Consider the following 22,808-nt stretch of genomic DNA (forward strand, 5'->3'; position numbering starts at 1 on the left):
TCCGAAACGGAAAGAATTGTAAATGAAGAAATCAAAGAGATTTTAAGGCAAATGCCAAAGCCTCCTGGATTTGGAGAAGAGACTGCTTACTGGTTGTATAAGGTGGACATACATAAATCGTATTGCCTAAGGGCCTAAGGAGTACTTGTTTTTGGAAGGCCTTCTCTTTGAATCGTTTCCCAACAGGATTTAGGTATTCATCCTCGCCTATTTCCATAGGGAGATCAAAAGCAAACAAACTCCCTTTCACACGAGCATGGAGGACTAGGTCTGGGAAGAGACTCACCAATTCGGACTTGATCTCCTTCAGATTGGACTCCAATTGTTTCACCCTCTTCTTTCCACCGTCTTTCCAAAGCCCAACACTCGCCAAACTGGCGCTACATGATATTGGATTTCCCGTCATTGTATGTGCATGAAAGAAACTTAAATACGGGTCTTTATTGAGAAACCTTTGGTAGATGGAATGGCTAACCAATGTTGCTGCCAAGGGAAGTGCACCACCTGTCAGCCCTTTGGCGGTGACCAAAAGATCTGGACAAGTTTGGGTCTCTTGGTAAGCAAAACCATTCCCCAATCTGCCCATTCCCGTAAATACTTCATCATAAATCAAAAGGATATCGTGGGTTTTGCAAAGTGTTTGTAAGCGTTCTAAAAACTTTGGCTCATAAAAAATCATTCCGTTCGCACCAAAAACCAAAGGTTCAATGATGACAGCGGCGAATGATTCAGAGTTTGTTGGGAGAAATTCAGCAAAAGGGTCCAAGCATTCCACATTGCAAGAATTAGGCGTTTTTTGCAATGGGCAGTTTATACAATTGGGTGCCTGGAACTCTTTTGTCGGAAATCGTAGAGAAGAAAAAATCCGATTGAAATAGTTGAGTCCAGAGACATTCATTGCTCCAATGCTATCTCCATGGTAGGCACTAGAAAAAATAAAAAATCCATTCTTTTGAGAATTTTGATCTGCATTCTTAAAGTATTGGATCGCAAGTTTTAAAGCAATCTCTACGGCATTGGAACCGTTGTCAGAATAAAAAACTTTTTGAAAAGAATGGTTTGTTAGAGAAAGTAGACTCTCAGAGAGTTTTTCTACGGGATCATGCAAAAAACCCGCCAACATAACATGATCAAGGTGCTGTATTTGCTTTTCTATGGCAGCCTGGATCTGAGGATGGCAATGACCATGTATCGATGTCCACCAGGAGGAGATTGCGTCTATAAATGCTGTATCTTCCTTGTCATATAAAAATTCATCTTTTGCCCGCTTAACATAAAATAAATCCTCCTCTGAACCCTGTAATGTTAGGGGTATCCAAGTCGCTGATTCAGAAGGTTTCAGAGACGTCTCCCATTGATAACAAGGAATGGATTAATTCATAGTTTGGATCAAAATGTGTGTTTGCGTATTCAACAAAATGCTTTCCCATTAAATACTCTTTAGGATACTCTGTAAATCCAAGATTAGGAACACCACCAAACTTTTGTATGATCCTAATGTTGTCTTCTAAAAGCTCATTTTTAGTACCAACTGTATAAAAACCAACCACTGGTATAAATCTTTGCAAAAGCGCTTCCAAGCTCAATAGGGTATGGTTGATTGTGCCCAATTGGGAAGAATTGACGAGGACAACGGGAACATTGATCCTTCGGATGAGATCCCAAAATAAAACTTCCTCTGTGATCGGCACAAAGATCCCTCCCGCACCTTCCAGTAGTACCGCCTCTTTCACCTGCACCAGGATTTTCTGAGTGAGGGAAGCTATCTCAATCTTTCTTCCTTCTTTCGCAGAGGCAAAGTGCGGGCTCGAAGGGTGTTCGAATTCGTATAGAGAGGGGAGAAACCTTTCCTCTGGCAATAAACTTGCAGTTTGGACCAAATCTCTGTCGCGGGAGCCCGAGCTACCTGTCTGGATTGGTTTCCAATAGCGGTAGTCATGGGAGATGCCATACTTTGCCATAAATAAAGAGGAAAAAAAGGTCTTCCCTACATCCGTTCCGGTGCCAGTGACGAAGAAAGCTGGATTCACAAGCTCAAGTTTTATTAATTCTCGCACCCGTCTATCCGATTTATATAGAAGAGGCCTTATGCAACTGCCACTTTGGAAATCAATTTTAAAACGGGATGACAATCCCATCACAGAAATCTCTGCTTTTTTGCGAGAGACTGCCATCTTTCAAGGCATGTCAAGAAGGACCTTACGCGAAGTGGCAAGGCTCATCCACAAACGAAAGTACTATGCGGGCGAAACTATTTTTTTCCAAAGCCAAGCCGGTACTGGAGTTTATCTCATTGTGAGTGGAAAGGTAGAGATCTTCTCACAAAGAGAAGGCATCACCTTAAAATTAGCAGAATTAGAAAAGGGTGCTTTCTTTGGAGAACTTGCTCTCTTCCAGGACATCCCAAGGTCTGCCACAGCGGTTGCGAGCACAGATAGCATTTTATTGGGTTTTTTCCAACCAGAGTTGAAGACACTTTTAGAGACAAAACCAAGAGTTGGGAACGAGCTTCTTTTGAGTTTCGCAAGTATCATTGCAGATCGATTGCGAAAGACAAATGATACATTGGAAGCTGCCTACTTCAAAAATAAAAAAGAGAAGATGGCTAAATGAAAACCTCACAAATCTCTGAGCTCATCTTACGCTTTGCCTTCTTTGCTTTAGTGATCATCACTATCCTTATAGGAATCATCGGAATCAAATTCCTAGCGATACCGATCTTGATATCAGGGATTCACTTTTATCTGTTTCATCCCATCGTAGACCATTTAGAATCAAGAGGCATTCCGCGTTGGATGACCATTCTTAGCATCTTCTCGGTGTTAATTGGATTTGCGTATTGGTTTGTTGGATATTATCTACCAGATCTCTTTGAAGCATCGCAACCCATCATCGCCGAATGGTCTCAGAAGATGGATGACCCAAACTTCCAATTGATTGACTTTGATAAATTACCCATCCTTTCAAAAAATCCAGAGCTTTGGAAAAAGATCATAAAACCTGAGGACATTGCAAAACTTGCGACTGCAAAACTAGAAATATTTTTACAGGAATTGGTTGTCATGATACCCACCTTTATCAGTTGGATCATCATCATTCCTATAATTAGTTTTTTTCTGCTCTTAGATGCAAATCTCATTTATAAATCTATCATAAGTTTAATCCCCAACCGTTTCTTTGAAATGTTTCTAATGGTTTTTTATAAAACCAACCAACAAATCACAAGCTACCTAAAAAGTTTGGCCATCCAGTGTGGAATCATGGCTGTCGTTGCCTCCACGGGATTTTATCTTATAGGCTTTGACCACTTCTTTCTCTTTGGATTTTTCTTAGGTATAGCGAACTCCATACCCTATATAGGACCGCTCCTTGGAATGATCCCTCCACTCTTGTTCGCCATCCTCTTTCCAGAGGCCAGCCCAGGTTTAGGATCCATAGTTGGCGTTGTGGGTTTTGCCCAACTTGTTGACAATGCTATCGTGCAACCAGTTGTGATCGCAAATGCAGTATCCTTACACCCCTTAGCAATCTTAATCGGTATCGCAGTTGGTGGTAACTTTTTTGGGATCTTTGGAATGCTGCTTGCGATACCTGTCATTTCAATCTTAAAAGTTACGATAGGTATCTTATATGAATCGCTTAAGGAAAATCAGGTTATTTAAATGCTGTGATGATAATACCTAAAAAGATCATCACACTTCCTAAAATTCCATAGATGCCCAAAGTTTCACCTAATAGCAGATAAGCGTACATAAACGAAAAGACTGGTTCTAAGGCAAAGAGAATACTTGCCTTGGTAGGTGACACGGCTTTCTGGAACTTCACTTGGATCTGCAAAGTAAAGATAGTTGCAAAAAGAGAAGTATACACAACTCCTACCCAAAAATAGAGATCCAAATTTGTTTTCTCCCAAGACTTTCCGATGTTTTGCTCAAATGGCAATGCAAAACTCGACAATATCGCAATTAGAAAGATCTCCATAGACACAAGGATGGGTCCAGGCACCTTAGGGCTATAGATATCGATCAAGATGATATAGACAGCAAAGAAAAATGCAGCGATTAAAGTGTAAAGATCACCTCTAGACAAAGTGTAATTTACCAAACTAAGAGAATTCTCTTGGTGGTTTTGAGAAATCAAAAACAAGCCAAGAAAGACGATGAAAACGGCAGACCAAATTCTAAGCGATGGGAATTGCCGTTCCCAAACCATCTGTAAGATGGGCACAAAGATCACATAAGCTCCGGTAATAAAACCTGATTGGGTAGCTGTTGTGTCCAAGAGTCCTATGGTTTGAAAGGCATAACCAAGCAAGGCGGAAGTTCCCGTCATCAAAGCAGGCAGAATGTTTGATCTTTTCCAAATGTCTTTTCGAAAGAGAACCTTTCGGTACAAGAGAAGGATTGCCATACCAGCAAACCAAAATCGAATGGAAATAAACAAAAAAGGCGGCACGGATACCAGCGCAAGTTTTATAGCGACAAAGGTGCCTCCCCAGAATAGAGCGGCTAGGATTAAAAAAAACTCTGCTGGCAATGAGATTCCTCTTTAGATCAATCTTTTTTCTGGAACAGAGAAGACAAGGAAAACATGATTTGGAAGTATAAGATCAAAAAACCAGAGTCCGGTACGAGTCTTAGTTGGGAAATATACTTTCCACCAGGATTACATACATTTGGCTCACAACTTCTCACAGAAAAACTGTCACAATTTTTTCTTCCAAACCAAATAAAACCTAACATTCGTATTTTTAAAGAAAAAGTAAAACTAGAACAGACTAGCGCTCATTACATTACATTTTTGTATGAGACTTGTTTTTGGATTCGCGATATTCGACTAATTCTCGCTAAATTAGACTTTTCCGATGACCCGGATTTTCAATGGGAGACGGCAAATGAAAGGATTCCTGGTTTAGTGAGTCCGATGATAGAATCCCTTTTTCCCAAAAGAAACCAAAAATTTTATTCTGATATAAAGTCTAAACTGTCTATCTATTACTTTGAAAAAGAGGCTACTGTTGGTTTATCATTGTTTGGTGATCCTTCTTACCTAAGAGGACTGAAGGAAAGTTTTTCTAGCTCTGCACCTATATCAGAAGATTTTGCCTGTTCTTTTTTTGAATTTTTAGACCATACCTTTCCAACTAAAACCCAATTACCGAGTTCCTTGTTAGTACCATTTATAGGTACTGGGACATTTGGTACTGAATTTTTCTTAAGGGAAAGACAGACAATTCGTTCAGAATTACCTAAAAAATTTTTATTTCCCGAGATGAGCATATATCCTGCCAAAACAAAAGATTTCATCCTAAAAAAAAGAAATCATCTCTCATCTACTTTGAGTACGCAGATATGGTATGACACTGACCCAGCGATTTTGACCTATTTAAAAAAAGAAAAGAAAAATTGGGAAAAGCATTGGGCCACCTCAATACCCTGGCACATAGAGACAAAAGATTTTTTCAAACTTTCTTTCGAGAGCCTTGTCCCTCTACTTCGTAAAGATTTGGAGCAAACTGAAATTAGAATTTTACTTCCACTAAATCCTCCGTATGGTCTCCGAAAGCAAGGAGTAGGAGCACCGAATAGCCAGATCTATGAAATGATAGGCAAACAAGTAAAGTTGCTACAAAAAGAATGCCAAAATTTGCATCTTAACGCAAAGATAGAAATTCTTGGTTTTATATTATGTGCGAGCGAAGAGCAGTGGTCCAAACTAATGCGGGAATGGAAGGATTGGAACTTAAAAACCATCCATGTGACTCATGGTGGCATTGACCTTAGAGTCTTATTTTTCCAATCTGTAGTAAAAGATGAGTGAAAAAGAAGTTCAAATCGAATCCTCTTGGAAGGAATTTTTACAAGAAGAGTTTACAAAATCTTATTTTATGGAACTCCGAGAATTTATCCGATCAGAGTATAGAGCCAAAGTTATTTTTCCTCCCGCCAAACAAATATTTGCTGCATTTGATCTTTGCCCTGTCAAAGCTGTCAAAGTTGTAATTCTTGGCCAAGACCCTTATCATGGGAAAGGACAGGCACATGGTCTGTGTTTTTCCGTAAACGATGGAATTATTTTCCCTCCATCTCTCCAAAATATATTCAAAGAAATTGAGAGCGATCTGGGAAAACCCATACCAAAATCTGGTGATCTAAGTAGATGGGCAAGACAAGGTGTTCTGCTTTTGAATGCTAGTTTAACTGTTGTGGAGAACCAGGCAGGTTCCCACCAAAACAAAGGATGGGAAATTTTTACAGATGCTGTTATCCAAAAGCTCTCAAGTGAAAGGCAAAATCTTGTCTTTATTCTTTGGGGAAGCTTTGCACAAAAAAAAGAAGCACTCATTGATACAAAACAACATTTGATTCTGAAGTCCCCCCACCCCTCTCCTCTCTCGGCGCATAGAGGATTTTTTGGGAATCGACACTTTAGTAAAACAAATGAATACTTAAGAACAAAAGGAATCTCAGACATTGACTGGTGACCATAAAAAAGGTTATTTGTATATATTCCTTACTGGTTTATTCTTCTCGATTGAAGTCATAGGTTTCAAACAAGTCTTTCGTTTGTACCATTTGGCTCCTGAGATCGCTGCTTTCTATGGGGTTTCGATTTCTTTTCATTTTGTAAGTCCTTTTTTCCTTGCAAAAAAAGTCAATCGTGCTCGCTTACTGCGCACTATACAGTCAGATGGATTGATTTTGTTGATCGGAACTTCCCTGAATTCTATTGGTATTTTACTATATTATTATGGACTTAGGATATCCGACTTAGGGCCTTCCGCTCTACTCATAAAGATGACCGTTTTGTACAATGTTCTCCTCGGAGTACTTCTATTAGGTGATAGGTTAAGATCTTTCGAGGTATTTGGTATCTTACTCGCGATTATTGGTATCGTTGTCATTTCCTCGCTACAAGGGCAGATTCAATTTTCCTCTGCTGTCATTATGTTAATTTCGGCATTTTTCTTTGCATCGCAAAGCTATTTGATCAAAAGATACATCCCAAAAATAGATGGGATTTGTTTTGCCTATCTGCGTTTGGGAATATTGACTTTGATTTTTGCTTGTTATATCATATCGCAAAATTCCTGGCATGAGATTCCCATCCCAGTGGCTCTATCTTTGGGTCTCTTTTCCCTTTTTGGATTTTTTTTGGGAAGAGCATTTTTCTTTGAAGCACATAACCATCTTCCGATTAGCAAACTCAATGCGATTCTACTGATCGAACCGGTAGTTTTATTGTTTATTGGAATTTTATTCCTAGGAGAGGCAGTCTCGGTCCAGAAATTTTTTGGTACTTTTTTGATTATTGGCGGTCTTTATCTATTGATCTTTCATAAACAAAAATCCAAAAATCTTTCAAATCAAACCAAGTAAGGCAGATTCCATAGCTTTTGCAATGTGTACGGCATTCTCGGTTCCGATCGATTGCAAAGCTTCGATTACACGTCTTTTCCTTTCTTCGGGGTGGTTTTGGCTAAGTTTTGCTTTTGCATCAACTTTAGTAATTTCCATTCGGATGGCAACAATGCCCATAGTCAATTTCTGAAGGGTTGAATCTTCTAGATTTGAGAGATGATACGAAGAGTTCTTTCCCTCAAACTCATCTACTAAATCTAACAAACTTTGGAGTACCTCCTTGAGATCAGAAACAAGCGTAAGGTGACCGTACACATGAACTGCCATGTAGTTCCAAGTGGGTACGGTTTGCGGAGTTTCATACCATGTGGGAGAAATGTAATGGTGCGGTCCTAAAAAAATGGCCATTCCTTCTCTCTCAGAAAGTGTCTGCCATTGTGGGTTTGCTTTTGCTAGGTGGGCGTATAAATAACGACGATCGGGAGATATCAGGAAGGGAATATGTGTCCCAAGCAAGGAATTGCCATCAAAATTGACCAATGTCCCAAAGGGATTCTCCTGGATGAGCTTCCAGGGAAAGTTCGGATCTTTACTTTGAAAGGAGGCGGGAAGGAACATACACCAATTTTTTGACCTAGTCTTTTTTCGACTTTTCAATTTTGAATGAATTGTATTTTTTTGATGCATCCATGAAATCCAAAACGTTTCTTCCATATTTCCTACTCATTGTAACAGCTATCAGTTGTGGAATCATGGATACAAGAAGAGACATGCCCACCGCAAAAAATGGAGTTTTGGATTTGCGTGATTGGGACTTTGAAAGAGATGGAAATGTACTTCTAGATGGAGATTGGCAATTTTATTGGCAAGAAACAAAAGATGGAGTTCAATTTAGTGAGGACCTGCAACAATCCTTACCCAAAGTGTTTCTTCCGGTTCCCGGAGCCTGGAAGGGGCAAATGTACCAAGGCAAACCTCTTCCAGGATTTGGCTATGCTACATACAAGTTAAAAGTGCTTCTGCCGCCAAAACTCCCACAACTTGCGGTGCACAACTTGGACTTGTCTTCTTCTTATCGATTTTGGTTGGATGGTAAACTCTTACATGAGGAAGGTCGTTTTTCTCCTGAACCAGCCCAGGCCGAACCATCTTACAAACCATATACGGGGGACTTGCCAAAATTAGGCGAACAGGCCGAGTTTATCGTCGAGATATCCAATTTCCATTATTCCAAAGGAGGCTTCTGGGAAAGCTCTGAGATTGGAGAGCAAAGCCAAATCTCCGCGAAACTCAATAAAAAGTACCAGATCATTTCGTTCGTTGCAGGAAGTATTTTTCTTTGGGCACTGTATCATTTGGGACTTTACTTGATGCGACGAGAAGACAAACCAAGTTTACTCATCTCTCTCTTCAGCTTCTTTCTAGTCTTACGGCTTTTGACAACTGGGGAGCGTTTTCTTACGGCCATCCTTCCCAATATCTCCATGGACCTTCTCATCCGTTTGGAATTTTCAACAGCCTATATTGCTACTGGAGTCTTCGCTTATTTTTACCATTTGGTCTTTCCCATGAGTATGGGCAAACGTAGCACTTATTTTTTCATTTTTACTCTAACACCATTTATTGCTTCATTGGTTGGCGATGTAGCTTCCTTTTCAAGCCTAGCACTCTATTATCAGGTCCTTTTGATAACTATTTGCCTTCGGACTATGATTGCGATTTTCCAGGCATTTCCATATAGTAAGACAAAGTCCGTTTTATCATTAATCGGATTTTTATTCATTTTCACAACTGTGTTAAATGATACTTTCTATCAAAATAACATTATCAATACTATGAATCTTATCCCTTTTGGCTTTTTAGGGTTCATTTTATTCCAAGGTTACATTCTGTCCTATGATTTTACCAGAGCCTATCGAGATATTGAAGGACTCAAAAGCAATCTGGAGATTTCCAACCAACAATTGAACTCTTTGAAAGGAGGATTGGAGGATTTGATTGTAGAAAGAACCAAAGAACTAGAATCCTCTCGCTCCAAAATTGAACAACTAAATGAATTTGCAAGGACTATCAACTCGACTATACGATTGGAAGCAATCTTGGAAAAAGCCCATCACTACTTACGTGCTGAAATAGATTCGAGTACATTACTCCTTTTTTTGGTAGATCCGATTCAAAAGCGTTTTGTTTTGCAGAAAGCGGTATTAGATTCAGATTCCAACGAGTCAATGTTAGAGAAGATACAATCTGTTCCTCTTCCTTTAGATGATAGGGCAGGTATATTGTTTTCTGTCTACCAGAGGAAGAGGCCATTTGTCTTCAAACGAGTGAAGGAAGCTCAATTTTTTGATTCTAATGAAAGGATTTTGTCCATCGTTGGAAAAAAACCAGGGATCCTTCTTCCACTACTCTCCCAAGGTAGAGTGATTGCTCTATTAGCAATCTTCAAACATGAGGAGAAGGACATTTTCTCCAATGAAAATTTAGAAATTACCAAGAGCATTGCAGAAGCCATTGCGACTTCCGTTGGGAATTCCATCCTAATTGAGAATTTAAACCGAGAGCGAAATTTTGCCGAAATCACAAAAATACAAATGGAAGATGCAAAAAATGAAATCTCCATACTCAATGATTTTACAAAAACGATAAATACAAAATCTGACCTTTCCCACGTCATCGAAGAGATGTTTGATTATATTGAAAAGAATTTTAAAATAGCTGGCGTATTGCTACAGTTAGTTGACGAAACAAAAAAGGAATTGTACTCATACAAGATCAAAGAACCAAGGGATGTTAGCGAGGAGCAAATCAAGTTTGCAAAAGAACTTCGGCTTGTCTTAAACAAAGAAAGTGGAATCGTTTACCGCATCTTCCAAAAGCAGAGGGCTTATTTGGTCAGTACAAAAAGAGGTAAACCAACCTCGCGCTTGGAAAGAGATGTGTATAGAGTGTTCCCAAACAATCCTTTCTTTATTGTGCCCCTTGTTGTCCAAAACCAAGTGATTGGCATGGTGTATTTCACTTCTTTCCAAAAGGAAAACAAACTCCAATCCGATTTACAAAAGCGTATCGTAGGATTTTGCGACCAGATCGCAGGCGCAGTCTTAAACTCCATCCTATTACAAAGTGCAAATTTAGCAAAACGAAAGTCAGATCGCGCGAAAGCCGAAATCCAAAAATTAAATGAATTTGCAAAGAGGATCAACTCGCTCACACACTTAGAAGGAATCCTTGCGGAAATTTTTGGCTTCATAAAACAAAATTATGAAATCGAAAATTGTGTATTATTTTATTTGGATCAAAACGATTCGCAGTTTCGTTATTTAAATCACTCAGGTTTCACTTTGATCGACGATTCTACGGTTGAGTTTTTTAAACAACTCACCTTCCCGTTGGAAAAAGAAGGTGGCTTTGTTTACCAATGTTACCTTCGCAAGAAATACTTTTATATGAGACATGTTCCGAAGTCTATACCATTTGCTATCGACAAAGAAGTGATAGAAAGATCAAAAACAAAGTCGCTCCTTATCTCACCATTGATCAACAATGATGCTGTCGTTGCCATGGCTATTTTTGGTATCATGGATGAAAACAAAGTCCTCAACAAAGAAGAAATTGATTCCATCATCGGGGTTTCAGAACACATTGCCAGTGCCATCAATAATTCGTTTTTATTAAATAAAATCGAAGAAGAAAGAAAACGTTCGGAATCCCTACTACTCAATATTCTTCCCAAAAATGTAGCGAACGAATTGCACGAAAAAGGAAAAGTCAATCCAGTTGAATATGAAAATGTAAGTATGTTGATTACAGGGTTTCCTGGTTTCTCCCAAATGACAGGGGTCCTGACTCCAGAAGAATTGATCGAAGGATTGGATCTTTACTTTTCCCGCTTCGACGAAGTGATCTACAAATACAATTTAGAAAAGTTAAAAATGACAGGGGATATGTTTGTGGCAGCAGGAGGACTTCCTGTTGGCAATTTCACTCACCCGATTGATGTATGTTTGGCGGCATTATCCATCAGAGAGGCCGTTGAAGAATTGATCAAAAACAATACTGAAATTTCTTTCCAACCCTCTGGTGTTATGATTGCCATTCATACTGGGCCAGTCGTCGCAGGTGTGATTGGAAAATCGAAATTTAGTTATGATGTTTGGGGAAAAACTGTTACCCAAACACAAGCAATCCGTAGGGCTGCATCAATACCAAGAATCCATGTTTCAGAAGCAACTATGGAGAAAGCAAAATCATTTTTTCGTTTTGAAGAGCTGTCGGAGATCATTACATATGAAGGAGAAACCATTCGCGTATACGAATTGATATCATTAAAAGATGAATTAGTAGATCCTAGTACATCTTTGCCAAATGAACAATTCGACAAATTCTATACGCAGCAAAAACGAGGAGCAAGGATCCTTTCCAAATAGATGAACGAGCTACTTTTTTTAATCTGCACGGTTTCCCTTATCCTACTCGTTTTAATAGTCTTGGGCTATTTTGTTTGGCGCTCGAAATCATTAGAAAGAGAGAAGAAGACATTAGAAGAACATCTTTTTGCAATCAAAAACTCAATAGACCAAAAAGAACATTTACTAAAAGAGGAGGCAAAAAAAGCACAAGATTTCTCGGATAAACTCTATAAGTCTTATTCTCAAATCACAGATTTGGACTCTCTTCTACGAGAAGTGAATTCTCAAAAAGATACCTTGGCTATGCTGAAAGTTCTAGAGACTTACTTTTTAGAAAAATACAAAATACCACATTATGTTCTCTACATTCTTTCAGAAAAAGAAGAAGAGCTCCATTTTTATGCAAGCAATTTTCCGAACAATTTGTCCGACATAGCGAAAGAGGAAATTCGATCACGCACAATTCCAATTCGAAACGAATATACAACTACTTATGCGCATACTTATTCATGGAAACGGAAAAGACCTTTCTTTATTCCTGACTTAGATAAATACAAAACTACGGGAGTAGAGTTAGAAAATAAAATCTCTGTCAACTTAAGATCTCTTTTAATCATACCCTTATTCATTCGTCAGAAGTTTATTGGTACATTAGATTTGTTAGACTATTCTGGGAACCTAAAATTAAGCGACCAAGAAATCAACCAGCTAAAGATCATAGGAGACTATATTGCAGGTTCGATCGATACCGCATTTTTGATGGATGAATTACAAGAAAAGAATCGGAGAATTGAATACGAAAAATCATTGATCGAACAAAATAGGGAAAAGTTAGATTCCTTAAATCGATTTATACGGAAAATCAATTCCTTCTCAAATTTAGATGATATCCTAATCGAAGTTTTGCAATTTTTAAAAAATTCACATAGAGTCGAGTTAGCATTTCTTTTGATTTATGATAAAAAAAATCACTACCTCAAACCGCTATTGCCCTCAAAAGAGGTATTTAACAAAGGTTTATTGGTCAACAATTTCTTCAAAAACTTTGAAGTTAATCTAAATAAATCCTATGGAACTTTACACCGTACCTTCCTCAAAAAGAAGCCAATCTTCATCAAAAATCCGCAAAAAGATCTGAGTAAACTTGGAGAGTATGACCGCACAATCATCGAAACATTTCACCTCGAGTCTTTTGCTCAAATCCCACTTGTAATTCAAAATCATTGCATTGGCATTCTATGTATAACGAGACTTACACGAGAACTAGATTGGACAAGGGAAGAGTTCAAAGATTTGTGTTCCTTTGCGGAACAAATCTCTGGTGCGATTCATAATGCCAATCTCATCCATGACTTGGAACAAGAACAAAAAAAATCAGAGCTGATGTTACGGAATATTTTACCAACAGAGCTTGCGAGTGAACTTTTGGAAACAGGTGTTGTGGTTCCGATGGAATATGATTCCGCTACGATCGTCTTTACAGACTTCAAAAATTTTACTCAGTCCGCAGAGAAGCTGACACCCGAAGAATTGATCCAACAACTAGATACGATTTTCTCTCAATTTGATGAGATTGCGATTCGGCATACTTTTGAAAAATTAAAGACCATTGGCGATTCTTATATGGCTGCAGGTGGAATCCCACAAGGCAATTTCACACATCCTGTAGACGCTTGTCTCTTTGCCCTGGAAGTTCGATCATTTATGAACTTTGTCAAAATGGGAAAACAATTACAAGGTAAGGATTTTTGGGAAATCCGTATTGGCATCCATACCGGTCCGATCGTAGCAGGCGTTGTGGGCAAAACAAAATTTGCTTATGATGTTTGGGGTGATACCGTAAACATTGCCAGCAGAATGGAAAGTTCCTCATTGGCAGGCGAGATCAATCTTTCAGAAGTTACCTACGAAAAAGTAAAACGTTTTTTTGAATGTGAATACCGTGGACAGGTCACTGCAAAGAACAAAGGTGAGATGGGAATGTATTTCTTAAAGCGCCTTCGACCAGAGTTTTCTTTGGACAAAGAAGGCATCACTCCCAATGAAACATTCTTAAATCTATACAAAAACCTTCAAATTGGAGCAAAGATAATCTTCAAACAAAGTGCTTAAGAAGAAAAAGGGTCGAGGGAAACTTCCTCTCCCACGTCAAACGGCTCTACCAATGCTGGGCTGAGAGGGATGCCTTGTTCCAATAGTGATTCCAAATCTTTCCTCAATCGCTGCGTAATCTCATCCACCGTTTGTTTTTTTTGGTTCTTATATGATTCATAATATTCTTTTAAGCCAAATGGTTTTGCAAATAAGACTCTAGCTCTTCTAAGCCTCGGGCTCGTCATACCGTAGATCAGGTTTTCAAATCGATACAACCACTCGATCATCCGTTCCGCGCTTGGATACATGAGCAAATTTTCTGGTTTAATTACAAGGAAAAGATAAGCGCGGTCTACATCCTTTTGGATAAAGACCAATTCGGCTTTGCTCACTTGTTTAGGTGCCTTTCCAAATCCGGAATGCAGAGCATCCAATACAGTGAATACCTCGCGGATTTTTGCAATGGCATCTTTTTCTTCAGATACAGGCATTCCCAAAGCCTTTGCTGCTCGGTTCAAAGCGGCATGGCGAATGGCACCGACTCGAAAGCTATAGTCTTTATCTACATTTTTGGACAATCCGTACTCTCTTTCGGCATCTTCCATGAGCACACGCCCAATGGTTAAAAATCTTCTTAGAAGATTTTTATTTCCCGGTTCAATGCTAAGTGTGCGTTCGATACGAGAAAGAGAGGTGTGAATCTCTTTTCTCAATTCATTTTGTGTACCTGAGTAAATATATTTCACAAAGGCAGGAAGGATTTTTATATCAGCCTTGGGATCCTTTTTGAGTGCATCTTCCAAACCCCAAAATCCGATCTGTGCAATACCAGACATGAAGGGAAGTAATGTATCGTTTTCACCCGAACACATCCCCTCGGGGTAAATTACAAGTTTTCCTGCCGGCTTTGCCAATACACTTCTTGCTGTTTTTACCGATTCTTTATCAGCACCACCGGACAAAACAGAAAAGGCACCTACTTTTTTGATAATGGCTCCCACTAGCCCAAAGCCCCAATTGAATACGTTTCGAGAAGCCATATAAAAAAATCTCGATCCCATTGCATTGGCCACATAATACGCAACAGGTGGCTCGATTGTACTCGGATGGTTACTGAAATACAAAAGCCTTTCTTGAGAAAGGCTTCGTAAGGTTTCGCGGTCCTCTTTTGAGATATCAACACCTTCTATGTTGAGCGCCATCCTTAAGACCAGAGGTAGTGTAAGATCCACTCCCCACAAAAACGGATAATCTAGGTCATACGAGATAAAGTTTTTGACTTCCATAATTCTCTCAGTTGAAAGGAAACTAATGAGACTCGGTAGGAAGTCAATTCCGAAACCAAAACCATCTTAGCTTAATGGCCACCTCCACCATGTCCACCGCCGCCTCCAGAAGATCCACCACCGCCACCACCAGAGGAACCTCGACCCCCACCTCCCCCACCGGAAGAACCCCTACGGCCACCGCCGCCAGAACTACCACCCGACGATCTTCCTCCGCGAGAGCCACTCGATACATAGCTCTTTTTACAAGAATTGGTGCAGGTCATATAAAAGAAGGCACATACGGGTGAGTAGGAAGGACTGACTTTTGTGCTTTGATTGGATTGATTCGTAAGTAAAACACAGAGTGCCTGGTCCGCTAAACATTGGTTATTGCATCTTGATTCCGACCTCGATCCTGTATTTGAACAATTCTCAAACGCCAGCCATACAAAAAATAGAAATAGTAATTTAAGTTTCATCACCTTGCCCCCTTTGCTTTCAATAGCTCAATGATTTCATGGCTCTCGGCGTGGGTGACCTCGGTGAGAGCAGTATGGCCTTCATCCGAGCTAATATTCGGATCAGCACCAGCTTCTAGTAAAACTTTCACAACTTTCGGATAGCGATTATAAGACGCCATCATGAGTGCTGTGTGGCCATTTCTCGTCTTTGCGTTCACATTTGCGTTATAGGAAATCAAAAGGTAGGCCATATCAGCGTATCCCTCTTTTGCCGCGATCATCAAGGGAGTAAGCCTCTCAAATGTGTCTTCAGGCCGATTCACATCATAGCCTTGTTGGAGGAGTTCTCGTACCATCGATTGGTTATTGATCGCTACCTGGTAGTAGAGATTCTGTGTTCTTTCGTTCTTATACACGTAGGCTGACTGGCAATTCGCCAGAAAGAAGAGAAGGAAGAAAATGCTGTATTTCTGTGCGCTCATGCCACCATCATCGCAGGAAAATTGGCAAGCTTCCATAGAGGTGAACCACAATTGTGGGAAACTACTATATTCTCCTTGAACTTATGTGAGAAAATTATAAGTTGGAGGAGGGAAAATGGACACTAGAACTCTTCGCATTCTCTTCATATGGCTTTACTTTATCACTTTGGTTCTTTGGATCATCGAAGAGATTTACACACTGACCAACCCACCCGATATTTTTGACAGATACCGCATTCTGATTGCTACATTTGAATCCTTTATAGCGGTTTCATCTTTCCTTGCCATCTCCATTCTCTATCGTGAGTTGAAAACCGAAGCACAAGAGAATGAACAAGCTCAAAATTTGATCGAAGATCTCAAGCGTACAAATCGCATCCTCCATAATCCTGAGAATAGTTTTTGGCAAGAGGTAAAAGTCCAATTAGAGAAATGGAAACTTACTGATGCTGAAAAGGAAATCGCAGTACTACTCCTACGCGGATTCTCCCACCAACAGATTGCTGGGGTCAGACAAAAGAGCCTAAGGACCATTGAGAACCAAACGGCGGCTATCTATGAGAAGTCTTCGATGCGAGGCAAACTAGAATTTATTTCATATTTTTTAACGCCTCTGTTACCAGAGGAAGAGGATTAAATCGCAGGCCAGAATGCGAATGAGTACTTTCCCTAAATGAGGAGATCGAGCTATCCCCATAAGGTTACGAGCAAAAAAAGACACACAGCCCCCAGGAAAAGCTTGGTTTCTCTGAGAAAAAGGTTTCAATCGTAAGGTGGATTCTCAGAGTATACTAGAAACAAGCGGTTAGTTTATCCTTTTGGTTCTCTTTCTGTTTGTGCTTTATCCTTGTTAGATTCGATGGCTGTAAAAAAAGAAAACACGATCAACATTTTCGATTTTGTAAATACGGTTCCGACCAAACTGTACAAAAAAGGGGAGATCATCGTTCGAGAAGGTGATGCCTCCAATGAAAAGATGTACTTCATTTTGAACGGTGTCTTGTCCGTAGGTATGGGAGCTCCCGACCAAGGAAATTTCCATGAAGTGAGAAAACTGAGCACCGGAGAGTTTTTCGGTGAAATCGCATTGATTTCCGCTCACCCGAGGTCCATGACAGTCTTTATCGAGTCAGACCGCGCCCAATTGGGTATTCTAGACAAACAAAACCTCATTAAAATAGCGACCACCAATCCCATGTTTGTGTATGCATTATTGCAAACATATGTAGAAAGGCTTTTAGAAGCCGAACAAAAGTTAAAAGATTTACTAGATGGGACTTAAAGAATCACTCGCAAAACTTTCCATGGTCACCCTGAAACGGGGTGAAGTTCTATTTAAAGAAGGAGTCCCCTCAAATGGAGCAATGTTCTTTTTATTTGAAGGACAGTTGGATATCTATAAACATATAGAAGGGAAACATACCAAACTACGGAGTATTTTGCCGGGTGAGTTTTTTGGAGAAATGGCGATTATCAACAACAGCCCACGCGCAGCATCTATTGTCACTGTTTCGGATTCGGCAAAGATTGGTGTGATCAACCGCAACTCCTTTGTTAAAATGAGCCAGGAAGCTCCGGAATTTCTTTTTTTGCTTTTGAAACGCGTCATTGAGCGACTTTATGAAACTGATTCTAAGATCAGAGCCATCAAACGGGCTAAAGACGACGCTAAATCTGGAAAAGTCACCGAAAATCCTATGAAGGATTCCCCCGCAGTAGACCCTGATTCCATACCAATGATCTCTGTGGACGATGTGATACCGAACTCAGAATGATCTTTTTTTTCTTTTGATTTTAAGGTGCTGCGATTGCAAGGTGATCTCTGAAACCACAGAGGCTTCACTTTGAGAAAGCAAAAATCCAATCGCCTTACAGACGTCTTCTGTGCTCAAATATGAGATAGGATCAGAGTCCTCGATACCAAAGTTCTTTGTTTCGTAAAACTTTGTATCGATCATTTCCGGAAGGATGCTACTCACCTTTACATCATACTTTCTAAGTTCAGCAAAAATTTCTCGTGCAAAGTGCAATAGCCCTGCCTTTGTAGCTGCATATATGGAACCCCAAGGTGATACTTGCACTGCTGCAATCGAGGATACAAAAATTATATGGCCTTTCTTTTCTTTCAAAGAACGTGTTAACTGCTGTGTAATGGCAATGGGAGCCTGAAAGTTTACAGCGATCATCTCTTTTAGTTGAACATCAGGGATTTCTTCCAATGGTGAAAAATGTGCAGTACCCGCATTGTGGACCAAAACATCAATGCCACCCAGACTTTTCAAAAAGTTTACCCAATCCATTACCTTTTTTTGGTCAGTTAAGTCCAAAATTTGGAAATGAAAGGAAGGATGTGAAAAGCCTTGTATCTGAGAGCGACCACAACCGTACACTTGGTAACCTTGGCCTAAAAGAAGTTTCACAATTGCAGAACCAAGACCTCCGCTAGCACCCGTTACTATTGCATTTTTTATCATGAATTTCCCTTTTTTTTGGCTTTTGCTTTCAAATAAAACTCTCCAGTGGCTACTTGATTTCCATTCAGAATGATGTGAATGCTATGTTTTCCTGGGTAATAAACTCGGGTGGTGATGGGACGAAAGGAATGGCTCTTGGTTTTCTCAAGCGAATTATTTGGGTCCAGAGTCGTTTCCCCGATTTGGAATACCTTCTCGCCATACTTACCATTTGCTAAAAGGAATTTGATTTTGTATTCGATCCTGATTTTTTCTTTTTGTTTGGAAGTATTTTGAAAGCGAATGAGAAAAGAAATGGATTCACCGATATGGATTGATTTTTGTTTAAACTGAAAATAAAGGTCTTTAGGTTTCCAGGAAGTGTTAAATAAAAACCTGGAAAGCACTTCTCTATCACCTCTCTTGAGTAGGGTCCTCAGTGCATGCCTCAATATTTTATCTCCTTCCTCTGAGATTCCTAAGCGAGACAGACAAAAGTCTTTGGTGAGGTCAGGCTGAAGTTTGGATATATCATTTAAGTGATTGGCAACACTTCGCCTAACAGTTTCATCTGAGTCGTTCCAATTTCTTTCTAGAATGGGTAGATGGATTTCTGGATTTGCTTTGATCTTTTGGATCCCGATTCCCCAGGGAAGAAAGGGTCTAGAACCTTCACTTGCAAGCCTTCGCACGTATGGATTTTTATGCTTCGCCCATTCTTTCATTTGCTGAACAGTTCCTAAAAAATCTTCTTGGTAGAAACGGCGGATCGCAAACTCAGCAGATGTGAATACCGTGATCTCTTCTAAAATTTTCATACTAGATTCAAATTCGGATACTCCTGTCTCTGATACAATCTCTGGTAAATAGATATGTGGAAAGTTAAAGTCTGGGACTCCTTTTTGGCGGAGTTTTTCTATGTACTGGATAAGGAGCAGATTTCTTTTCTCAAATGCCTTTGGAAGAAATTCTATGAATGCTAAACAAATCCTATGGATTCTATCCTTTAGTTCTAGGCCTTGCCATCCATTTTTTGTGATGAAAGAGACCATAGATTTGGCATCTAATTTCGGATATGTTTCTTTCAATGATTCAGTGATAAAGGTAATCATCTCCTTTGAATAGATATCCTTGAGAGCAGAAGACATAGGCTAGGGATGACAGGACTAGCTCACTTGACAAGCTTGAATTTAAAAATCAGAAAATCAAGACCTGCTAAGGTGATCAAACTCAAGAGAAAATAGTATGTTAGATAAAACCTATGGTGATTTTTTCTTTTTAAGGTATCAAACATATACTTTAACCAGGAAAGATATTCCCTCTTCCATGCTTTTCTTTCCATTTGATAGATAGAATAATCGTAGATGGCTGCGTCCAACTGGATAGAAGCCTCCCATAACCTTTTGGCATATTTTGCAGTCTTGAAATCCTGGTGGCTCTCGAAACTATTAGAATTGGAAAGTGAAACAACAATAACTCCAATTGAATTTTCATATTGCCGCAAAACTCTTTCGAGAGATTTATAATTTTGAACGCGAATCGCATATTCAATTGATAAGGATATCTTTTCCAAAGATTTGGAATCAAGTTGCATGGCTTTGGGTGAAAAGTCTTTTTCTGAAGATTCCCATTGCAACTTGCCGATCAAAAATACCGCAAATAAAGAAACTAAGATCACAACAATACCATGGAGCAAATAAATAAATCGAAACGATTTCATAAGCTAAAAGAGTCTTAATTGTTGTTTGAGAATATTTTGGTCAATCAAGGGATCTTTTTGTAACTCTAATCCCAAATCGTAAGCAGTTTGGCTTTTTCGATTCTGGGAAAGGGTATTTGCACCTGCAGCAATCAGTAATTTGGTGACTTCAAGTTTTTGAGGGTGCATGCTTGACATTGAATAATGGAGAGCAGTATTGCCCAAATAATCTTTTACATCTATCGATTGTTTTGCTCCTTTTGCCAAAAGAATTTTCACCATCTTTGGATCTCCATTTTTGACAAATAGATGCAGAACCGTTTGTTCGGTTAAATCTGTTTTATCATTTAGATTAATGGCTGAAGTCAAAACTGAGTTTAGGATTTCTGAATCCTTTACCTCAGACATATAATGTAAAACCGTAGCTTTCTCATCATCTTTTTGCCTTGGGTCCACACCTAAAGATACCAAGAGTGGGATGTATTCAAAACGATGGTTCAGTGCAGCCAGGTGTAAGGCAGTTCTACCATCCCGATCCTTTGCATTGGGATTTGCCCCCGACTTCAATATGGACTTTATTTTCTCCTCATTGCCCTTCCCTATCACAACTTGGTGCAGCCTTGTACGGAAAGAATCATTTTCAATTTTTGAAACAAAGTCCTTCACCGCAAAAAAAGGAATCAAAATGGGATAGAGTAAAACCTTTTCATACCATTTAAAATTTGGCTTCACATCCATGGCAAACAATCCTTGTGGCACCCAAAGGTAAATTAAAAGTAGGCTACAGATATAGAATCTAAACATTTTCATTCAGAAAAATTCTCTCTATCGCCGTTTAATATTCAATTGAAAAATTTGATTTCCACTGCTTTCAAAATTTATTCATTGTATCCAAATGATGAGTAATACTTTTAAAAACTTACTATTCCTAATATGGACTTCCGCCTTTTTTTCGTTGGGTTTCCCCTTCCTCTATTCAGAAACGCTTACACCTCAAAACCAGAAAGCAATTGAGGCCTTTTATAAAAAAGATTGGGCTGAAGCAGAAAAATGGTTTTTGGAGAGTTTAAAAATAAATCCCAAAGATCCCTATGCTAACTATAATTTGGCCTGCCTATATTCCATACGATTAAATGAATGTGAAGAGCTTAGCAATGAAGATACAATTTATACGCTATTGCAAACGGCTGTGGAAGCTAAACCATCATATCGTAGCTTAATGCTAAAGGATAAAGATCTTTCCTTACTCCGTTCGACATATAGATTCAATACCATTGCCGGTTTGCCCAAACAAGAAATCTTTACAAAGATCCATTGGTATGGTCCGAGTCCAGGAGCCTACGGACCAGTTTCTTCCATCGTGTTTGAGGCAAATGGGCGCTTTACATTTTCCATGGTTCAATTTAGAGAAAATGATGGTGCCCTAGAAAGGCCAAAATTCGCAGGGACTTATGTATGGATTTCAGACCAAGTGATAGAGCTAGATTTCCAGAAAGTCCCAAAAAGTTTTCCCAAACAAACAAAAAGAATAAAGGCAACCTGGAAACAAAACAGCCTTAAAATCGAGGGATTTGAATATTCTTTTACCGACTCTCCTGATCGTTGTTCGGCTTAAAAAAAGAAAACATCTCGAGCTTTAGGAAAATTTTTACTTGATTATAGTATGTATAATGATAATATGTGTACATACTATAATCAAGAGGAAGCAAATGATATCAAAATCATATTCTTACATCACAAAGGAAATTGGCGCAGAAGAGATTTGGAAAGTTGTGAGTAATATAAACAAATGGACTGAATGGGATAAAACTTTGAAGTTTGCCAAAATCGACGGCGAATTTAAAGCAGGAAATTTTTTTACCATTCAGCCTACAAATGGGCCAAAGGTAAAAATTCTATTGGTGGATGTAAAACCATCAGAATATTTTAAAGATTTAACTCGTTTTCCCTTTGCAAAGATGTATGGGGAGCATTTTTATGAACAAACGAAGGAAGGACTCAAGATAACAATAACCATGAGTATTTCAGGCATTTTAAGTTCGTTTTGGAACCATATCGTTATGAAAGATATTGTTTCCCATTTACCTGAAGACATCGAGGCACAGATCATTGAAGCAAAGAAAATCAAATCAAGCTAGTGCCGATCGTACTTTCCGAGTAAAAAAGGCAGAGGACAGTACTGGCTTTTTACTCTGGCAAGTAATTAGTATCTGGCAAAGAGAAATCAGGCATCGATTAGAGCCACTTGGTTTAACACATTCGCAGTTTGTTTTGCTCGCAAGTTTACTTTGGCTAAATTCTCAAAATGAAGAGGTCACTCAAGTCCTGATTTCTGAACATACAAAAATAGATCCTATGACAACTTCTTCCGTATTGCGAACATTAGAAAAAAAAGGATATATCCAACGAAGTGAACATAGTACTGATACGAGAGCAAAATCTATCCTCTTAAGCATTGATGGTGAAAAAATTGCAAAACAGGCCGTTCGCGAGGTTGAAACTTTCGATCATGAGTTCTTTGCCTCCCTCGGATCGAATAAAAAAGATTTCAACAATCGTTTAAAGACATTGTTATAAT

General features: G+C 39.1%; 24 protein-coding genes. 13 read left to right on the plus strand and 11 right to left on the minus strand.

What is annotated here, in order from left to right:
* Window positions 1-31 precede the first annotated feature (31 nt).
* The gene (bioA, locus tag DI060_RS08540; protein ID WP_369689618.1) at window positions 32-1,369 is read right to left on the minus strand and encodes an adenosylmethionine--8-amino-7-oxononanoate transaminase; all 1,338 of its coding nucleotides are present in this window, start codon (window positions 1,367-1,369) and stop codon (window positions 32-34) included.
* Window positions 1,329-2,057, minus strand: a complete 729-nt coding sequence (gene bioD / locus DI060_RS08545) for a dethiobiotin synthase (protein WP_244594327.1) — start codon at window positions 2,055-2,057, stop codon at window positions 1,329-1,331. The genes bioA and bioD overlap by 41 nt, the downstream gene beginning before the upstream one ends.
* Before the next feature lie 31 nt (window positions 2,058-2,088).
* Between bioD and DI060_RS08550 the strand changes: the two genes are divergently transcribed.
* Together DI060_RS08550 and DI060_RS08555 are read left to right on the plus strand one after the other, a co-directional pair.
* Window positions 2,089-2,613, plus strand: coding sequence for a cyclic nucleotide-binding domain-containing protein (locus tag DI060_RS08550; protein ID WP_108975832.1), 525 nt, complete (start codon window positions 2,089-2,091; stop codon window positions 2,611-2,613).
* On the plus strand, window positions 2,610-3,662 hold the full coding sequence (locus DI060_RS08555) for an AI-2E family transporter (protein ID WP_108975834.1): 1,053 nt from the start codon (window positions 2,610-2,612) through the stop codon (window positions 3,660-3,662). The genes DI060_RS08550 and DI060_RS08555 overlap by 4 nt, the downstream gene beginning before the upstream one ends.
* Here DI060_RS08555 and DI060_RS08560 read toward each other — a convergent pair.
* A complete protein-coding gene (locus DI060_RS08560; protein ID WP_244594328.1) occupies window positions 3,655-4,536 on the minus strand; it encodes a DMT family transporter in 882 nt (293 codons plus the stop codon). The two genes, DI060_RS08555 and DI060_RS08560, sit on opposite strands and share 8 nt — an antisense overlap.
* Window positions 4,537-4,590: 54 nt before the next feature.
* On the opposite strand from DI060_RS08560, the gene DI060_RS08565 reads away from it, so the two are divergent.
* From DI060_RS08565 to DI060_RS08575, 3 genes are read left to right on the plus strand one after another with little or no spacing between them, the layout of a single operon-like run.
* A complete protein-coding gene (locus tag DI060_RS08565; RefSeq protein WP_108975838.1) occupies window positions 4,591-5,820 on the plus strand; it encodes a hypothetical protein in 1,230 nt (409 codons plus the stop codon).
* Window positions 5,813-6,484, plus strand: a complete 672-nt coding sequence (gene ung / locus DI060_RS08570) for a uracil-DNA glycosylase (RefSeq protein ID WP_108975840.1) — start codon at window positions 5,813-5,815, stop codon at window positions 6,482-6,484. Before DI060_RS08565 ends, ung begins: the two co-directional genes overlap by 8 nt.
* Window positions 6,474-7,379, plus strand: a complete 906-nt coding sequence (locus DI060_RS08575) for a DMT family transporter (protein ID WP_108975842.1) — start codon at window positions 6,474-6,476, stop codon at window positions 7,377-7,379. The genes ung and DI060_RS08575 overlap by 11 nt, the downstream gene beginning before the upstream one ends.
* Here DI060_RS08575 and DI060_RS08580 read toward each other — a convergent pair.
* On the minus strand, window positions 7,362-7,979 hold the full coding sequence (locus DI060_RS08580) for an FMN-binding negative transcriptional regulator (RefSeq protein WP_167836948.1): 618 nt from the start codon (window positions 7,977-7,979) through the stop codon (window positions 7,362-7,364). The genes DI060_RS08575 and DI060_RS08580 overlap by 18 nt on opposite strands.
* Before the next feature lie 71 nt (window positions 7,980-8,050).
* On the opposite strand from DI060_RS08580, the gene DI060_RS08585 reads away from it, so the two are divergent.
* Complete coding sequence (locus tag DI060_RS08585; RefSeq protein ID WP_108975846.1) at window positions 8,051-11,791, plus strand: adenylate/guanylate cyclase domain-containing protein; 3,741 nt, start codon at window positions 8,051-8,053, stop codon at window positions 11,789-11,791.
* The gene (locus tag DI060_RS08590) at window positions 11,792-13,885 is read left to right on the plus strand and encodes an adenylate/guanylate cyclase domain-containing protein (RefSeq protein ID WP_108975848.1); all 2,094 of its coding nucleotides are present in this window, start codon (window positions 11,792-11,794) and stop codon (window positions 13,883-13,885) included.
* Here the strand turns inward: DI060_RS08590 and DI060_RS08595 are convergent.
* The 3 genes from DI060_RS08595 to DI060_RS08605 all read right to left on the minus strand — a co-directional run bounded on the left by DI060_RS08595 (window position 13,882) and on the right by DI060_RS08605 (window position 16,114).
* On the minus strand, window positions 13,882-15,153 hold the full coding sequence (locus DI060_RS08595) for a lysophospholipid acyltransferase family protein (protein WP_108975850.1): 1,272 nt from the start codon (window positions 15,151-15,153) through the stop codon (window positions 13,882-13,884). The genes DI060_RS08590 and DI060_RS08595 overlap by 4 nt on opposite strands.
* Before the next feature lie 71 nt (window positions 15,154-15,224).
* Window positions 15,225-15,614, minus strand: coding sequence for a hypothetical protein (locus DI060_RS08600; RefSeq protein ID WP_108975852.1), 390 nt, complete (start codon window positions 15,612-15,614; stop codon window positions 15,225-15,227).
* Window positions 15,614-16,114, minus strand: a complete 501-nt coding sequence (locus DI060_RS08605; protein WP_244594329.1) for an ankyrin repeat domain-containing protein — start codon at window positions 16,112-16,114, stop codon at window positions 15,614-15,616. The genes DI060_RS08600 and DI060_RS08605 overlap by 1 nt, the downstream gene beginning before the upstream one ends.
* Before the next feature lie 79 nt (window positions 16,115-16,193).
* Between DI060_RS08605 and DI060_RS08610 the strand changes: the two genes are divergently transcribed.
* The 3 genes from DI060_RS08610 to DI060_RS08620 all read left to right on the plus strand — a co-directional run bounded on the left by DI060_RS08610 (window position 16,194) and on the right by DI060_RS08620 (window position 17,853).
* Entirely contained in the window at window positions 16,194-16,715 is a 522-nt protein-coding gene (locus DI060_RS08610) for a helix-turn-helix transcriptional regulator (RefSeq protein WP_108975854.1), read from the plus strand.
* Window positions 16,716-16,937: 222 nt separating this feature from the next.
* On the plus strand, window positions 16,938-17,360 hold the full coding sequence (locus DI060_RS08615) for a Crp/Fnr family transcriptional regulator (protein ID WP_108975856.1): 423 nt from the start codon (window positions 16,938-16,940) through the stop codon (window positions 17,358-17,360).
* The gene (locus DI060_RS08620; RefSeq protein ID WP_108975858.1) at window positions 17,350-17,853 is read left to right on the plus strand and encodes a Crp/Fnr family transcriptional regulator; all 504 of its coding nucleotides are present in this window, start codon (window positions 17,350-17,352) and stop codon (window positions 17,851-17,853) included. The genes DI060_RS08615 and DI060_RS08620 overlap by 11 nt, the downstream gene beginning before the upstream one ends.
* On the opposite strand, the gene DI060_RS08625 is transcribed toward DI060_RS08620, so the two are convergent.
* Genes DI060_RS08625 through DI060_RS08640 form a run of 4 tightly spaced genes read right to left on the minus strand, consistent with a single transcriptional unit; the run spans window position 17,845 to window position 21,040 of the window.
* The gene (locus tag DI060_RS08625; RefSeq protein WP_108975860.1) at window positions 17,845-18,552 is read right to left on the minus strand and encodes an SDR family oxidoreductase; all 708 of its coding nucleotides are present in this window, start codon (window positions 18,550-18,552) and stop codon (window positions 17,845-17,847) included. The two genes, DI060_RS08620 and DI060_RS08625, sit on opposite strands and share 9 nt — an antisense overlap.
* Window positions 18,549-19,643: a DNA alkylation repair protein gene (locus tag DI060_RS08630; protein WP_244594330.1), complete on the minus strand. Its 1,095-nt coding sequence runs from the start codon at window positions 19,641-19,643 to the stop codon at window positions 18,549-18,551. Before DI060_RS08630 ends, DI060_RS08625 begins: the two co-directional genes overlap by 4 nt.
* A gap of 59 nt (window positions 19,644-19,702) precedes the next feature.
* On the minus strand, window positions 19,703-20,251 hold the full coding sequence (locus tag DI060_RS08635; protein ID WP_108975864.1) for a hypothetical protein: 549 nt from the start codon (window positions 20,249-20,251) through the stop codon (window positions 19,703-19,705).
* 3 nt (window positions 20,252-20,254) lie between these two features.
* Window positions 20,255-21,040, minus strand: a complete 786-nt coding sequence (locus tag DI060_RS08640; protein WP_108975866.1) for an ankyrin repeat domain-containing protein — start codon at window positions 21,038-21,040, stop codon at window positions 20,255-20,257.
* Between the two features lie 145 nt (window positions 21,041-21,185).
* Between DI060_RS08640 and DI060_RS08645 the strand changes: the two genes are divergently transcribed.
* The 3 genes from DI060_RS08645 to DI060_RS08655 all read left to right on the plus strand — a co-directional run bounded on the left by DI060_RS08645 (window position 21,186) and on the right by DI060_RS08655 (window position 22,807).
* Window positions 21,186-21,845, plus strand: coding sequence for a tetratricopeptide repeat protein (locus DI060_RS08645; protein WP_244594331.1), 660 nt, complete (start codon window positions 21,186-21,188; stop codon window positions 21,843-21,845).
* A 94-nt stretch (window positions 21,846-21,939) separates the two neighbouring features.
* Complete coding sequence (locus DI060_RS08650) at window positions 21,940-22,368, plus strand: SRPBCC family protein (protein ID WP_108975868.1); 429 nt, start codon at window positions 21,940-21,942, stop codon at window positions 22,366-22,368.
* On the plus strand, window positions 22,340-22,807 hold the full coding sequence (locus tag DI060_RS08655) for a MarR family winged helix-turn-helix transcriptional regulator (protein ID WP_244594332.1): 468 nt from the start codon (window positions 22,340-22,342) through the stop codon (window positions 22,805-22,807). The genes DI060_RS08650 and DI060_RS08655 overlap by 29 nt, the downstream gene beginning before the upstream one ends.
* The last annotated feature ends 1 nt before the right edge of the window (window position 22,808 follow it).

Origin of the sequence: Leptospira ryugenii, assembly GCF_003114855.1 — a bacterium.
GTDB classification, from domain to species: domain Bacteria; phylum Spirochaetota; class Leptospiria; order Leptospirales; family Leptospiraceae; genus Leptospira_A; species Leptospira_A ryugenii.

Excerpts from the sequence above, each read along its gene's own strand:
- DI060_RS08565 (WP_108975838.1), top strand. The coding sequence starts at position 4,591 with ATGATTTGGAAGTATAAGATCAAAAAACCAGAGTCCGGTACGAGTCTT.
- DI060_RS08635 (WP_108975864.1), bottom strand. The coding sequence starts at position 20,251 with ATGAAATCGTTTCGATTTATTTATTTGCTCCATGGTATTGTTGTGATC.
- DI060_RS08650 (WP_108975868.1), top strand. The coding sequence starts at position 21,940 with ATGATATCAAAATCATATTCTTACATCACAAAGGAAATTGGCGCAGAA.
- DI060_RS08610 (WP_108975854.1), top strand. The coding sequence starts at position 16,194 with ATGGACACTAGAACTCTTCGCATTCTCTTCATATGGCTTTACTTTATC.
- DI060_RS08595 (WP_108975850.1), bottom strand. The coding sequence starts at position 15,153 with ATGGAAGTCAAAAACTTTATCTCGTATGACCTAGATTATCCGTTTTTG.
- DI060_RS08630 (WP_244594330.1), bottom strand. The coding sequence starts at position 19,643 with ATGATTACCTTTATCACTGAATCATTGAAAGAAACATATCCGAAATTA.
- DI060_RS08550 (WP_108975832.1), top strand. The coding sequence starts at position 2,089 with ATGCAACTGCCACTTTGGAAATCAATTTTAAAACGGGATGACAATCCC.
- DI060_RS08600 (WP_108975852.1), bottom strand. The coding sequence starts at position 15,614 with ATGAAACTTAAATTACTATTTCTATTTTTTGTATGGCTGGCGTTTGAG.
- DI060_RS08615 (WP_108975856.1), top strand. The coding sequence starts at position 16,938 with ATGGCTGTAAAAAAAGAAAACACGATCAACATTTTCGATTTTGTAAAT.
- DI060_RS08640 (WP_108975866.1), bottom strand. The coding sequence starts at position 21,040 with ATGAAAATGTTTAGATTCTATATCTGTAGCCTACTTTTAATTTACCTT.
- DI060_RS08590 (WP_108975848.1), top strand. The coding sequence starts at position 11,792 with ATGAACGAGCTACTTTTTTTAATCTGCACGGTTTCCCTTATCCTACTC.
- DI060_RS08625 (WP_108975860.1), bottom strand. The coding sequence starts at position 18,552 with ATGATAAAAAATGCAATAGTAACGGGTGCTAGCGGAGGTCTTGGTTCT.
- DI060_RS08580 (WP_167836948.1), bottom strand. The coding sequence starts at position 7,979 with ATGTTCCTTCCCGCCTCCTTTCAAAGTAAAGATCCGAACTTTCCCTGG.
- DI060_RS08620 (WP_108975858.1), top strand. The coding sequence starts at position 17,350 with ATGGGACTTAAAGAATCACTCGCAAAACTTTCCATGGTCACCCTGAAA.
- DI060_RS08605 (WP_244594329.1), bottom strand. The coding sequence starts at position 16,114 with ATGGAAGCTTGCCAATTTTCCTGCGATGATGGTGGCATGAGCGCACAG.
- DI060_RS08585 (WP_108975846.1), top strand. The coding sequence starts at position 8,051 with ATGAAATCCAAAACGTTTCTTCCATATTTCCTACTCATTGTAACAGCT.
- ung (WP_108975840.1), top strand. The coding sequence starts at position 5,813 with ATGAGTGAAAAAGAAGTTCAAATCGAATCCTCTTGGAAGGAATTTTTA.
- DI060_RS08555 (WP_108975834.1), top strand. The coding sequence starts at position 2,610 with ATGAAAACCTCACAAATCTCTGAGCTCATCTTACGCTTTGCCTTCTTT.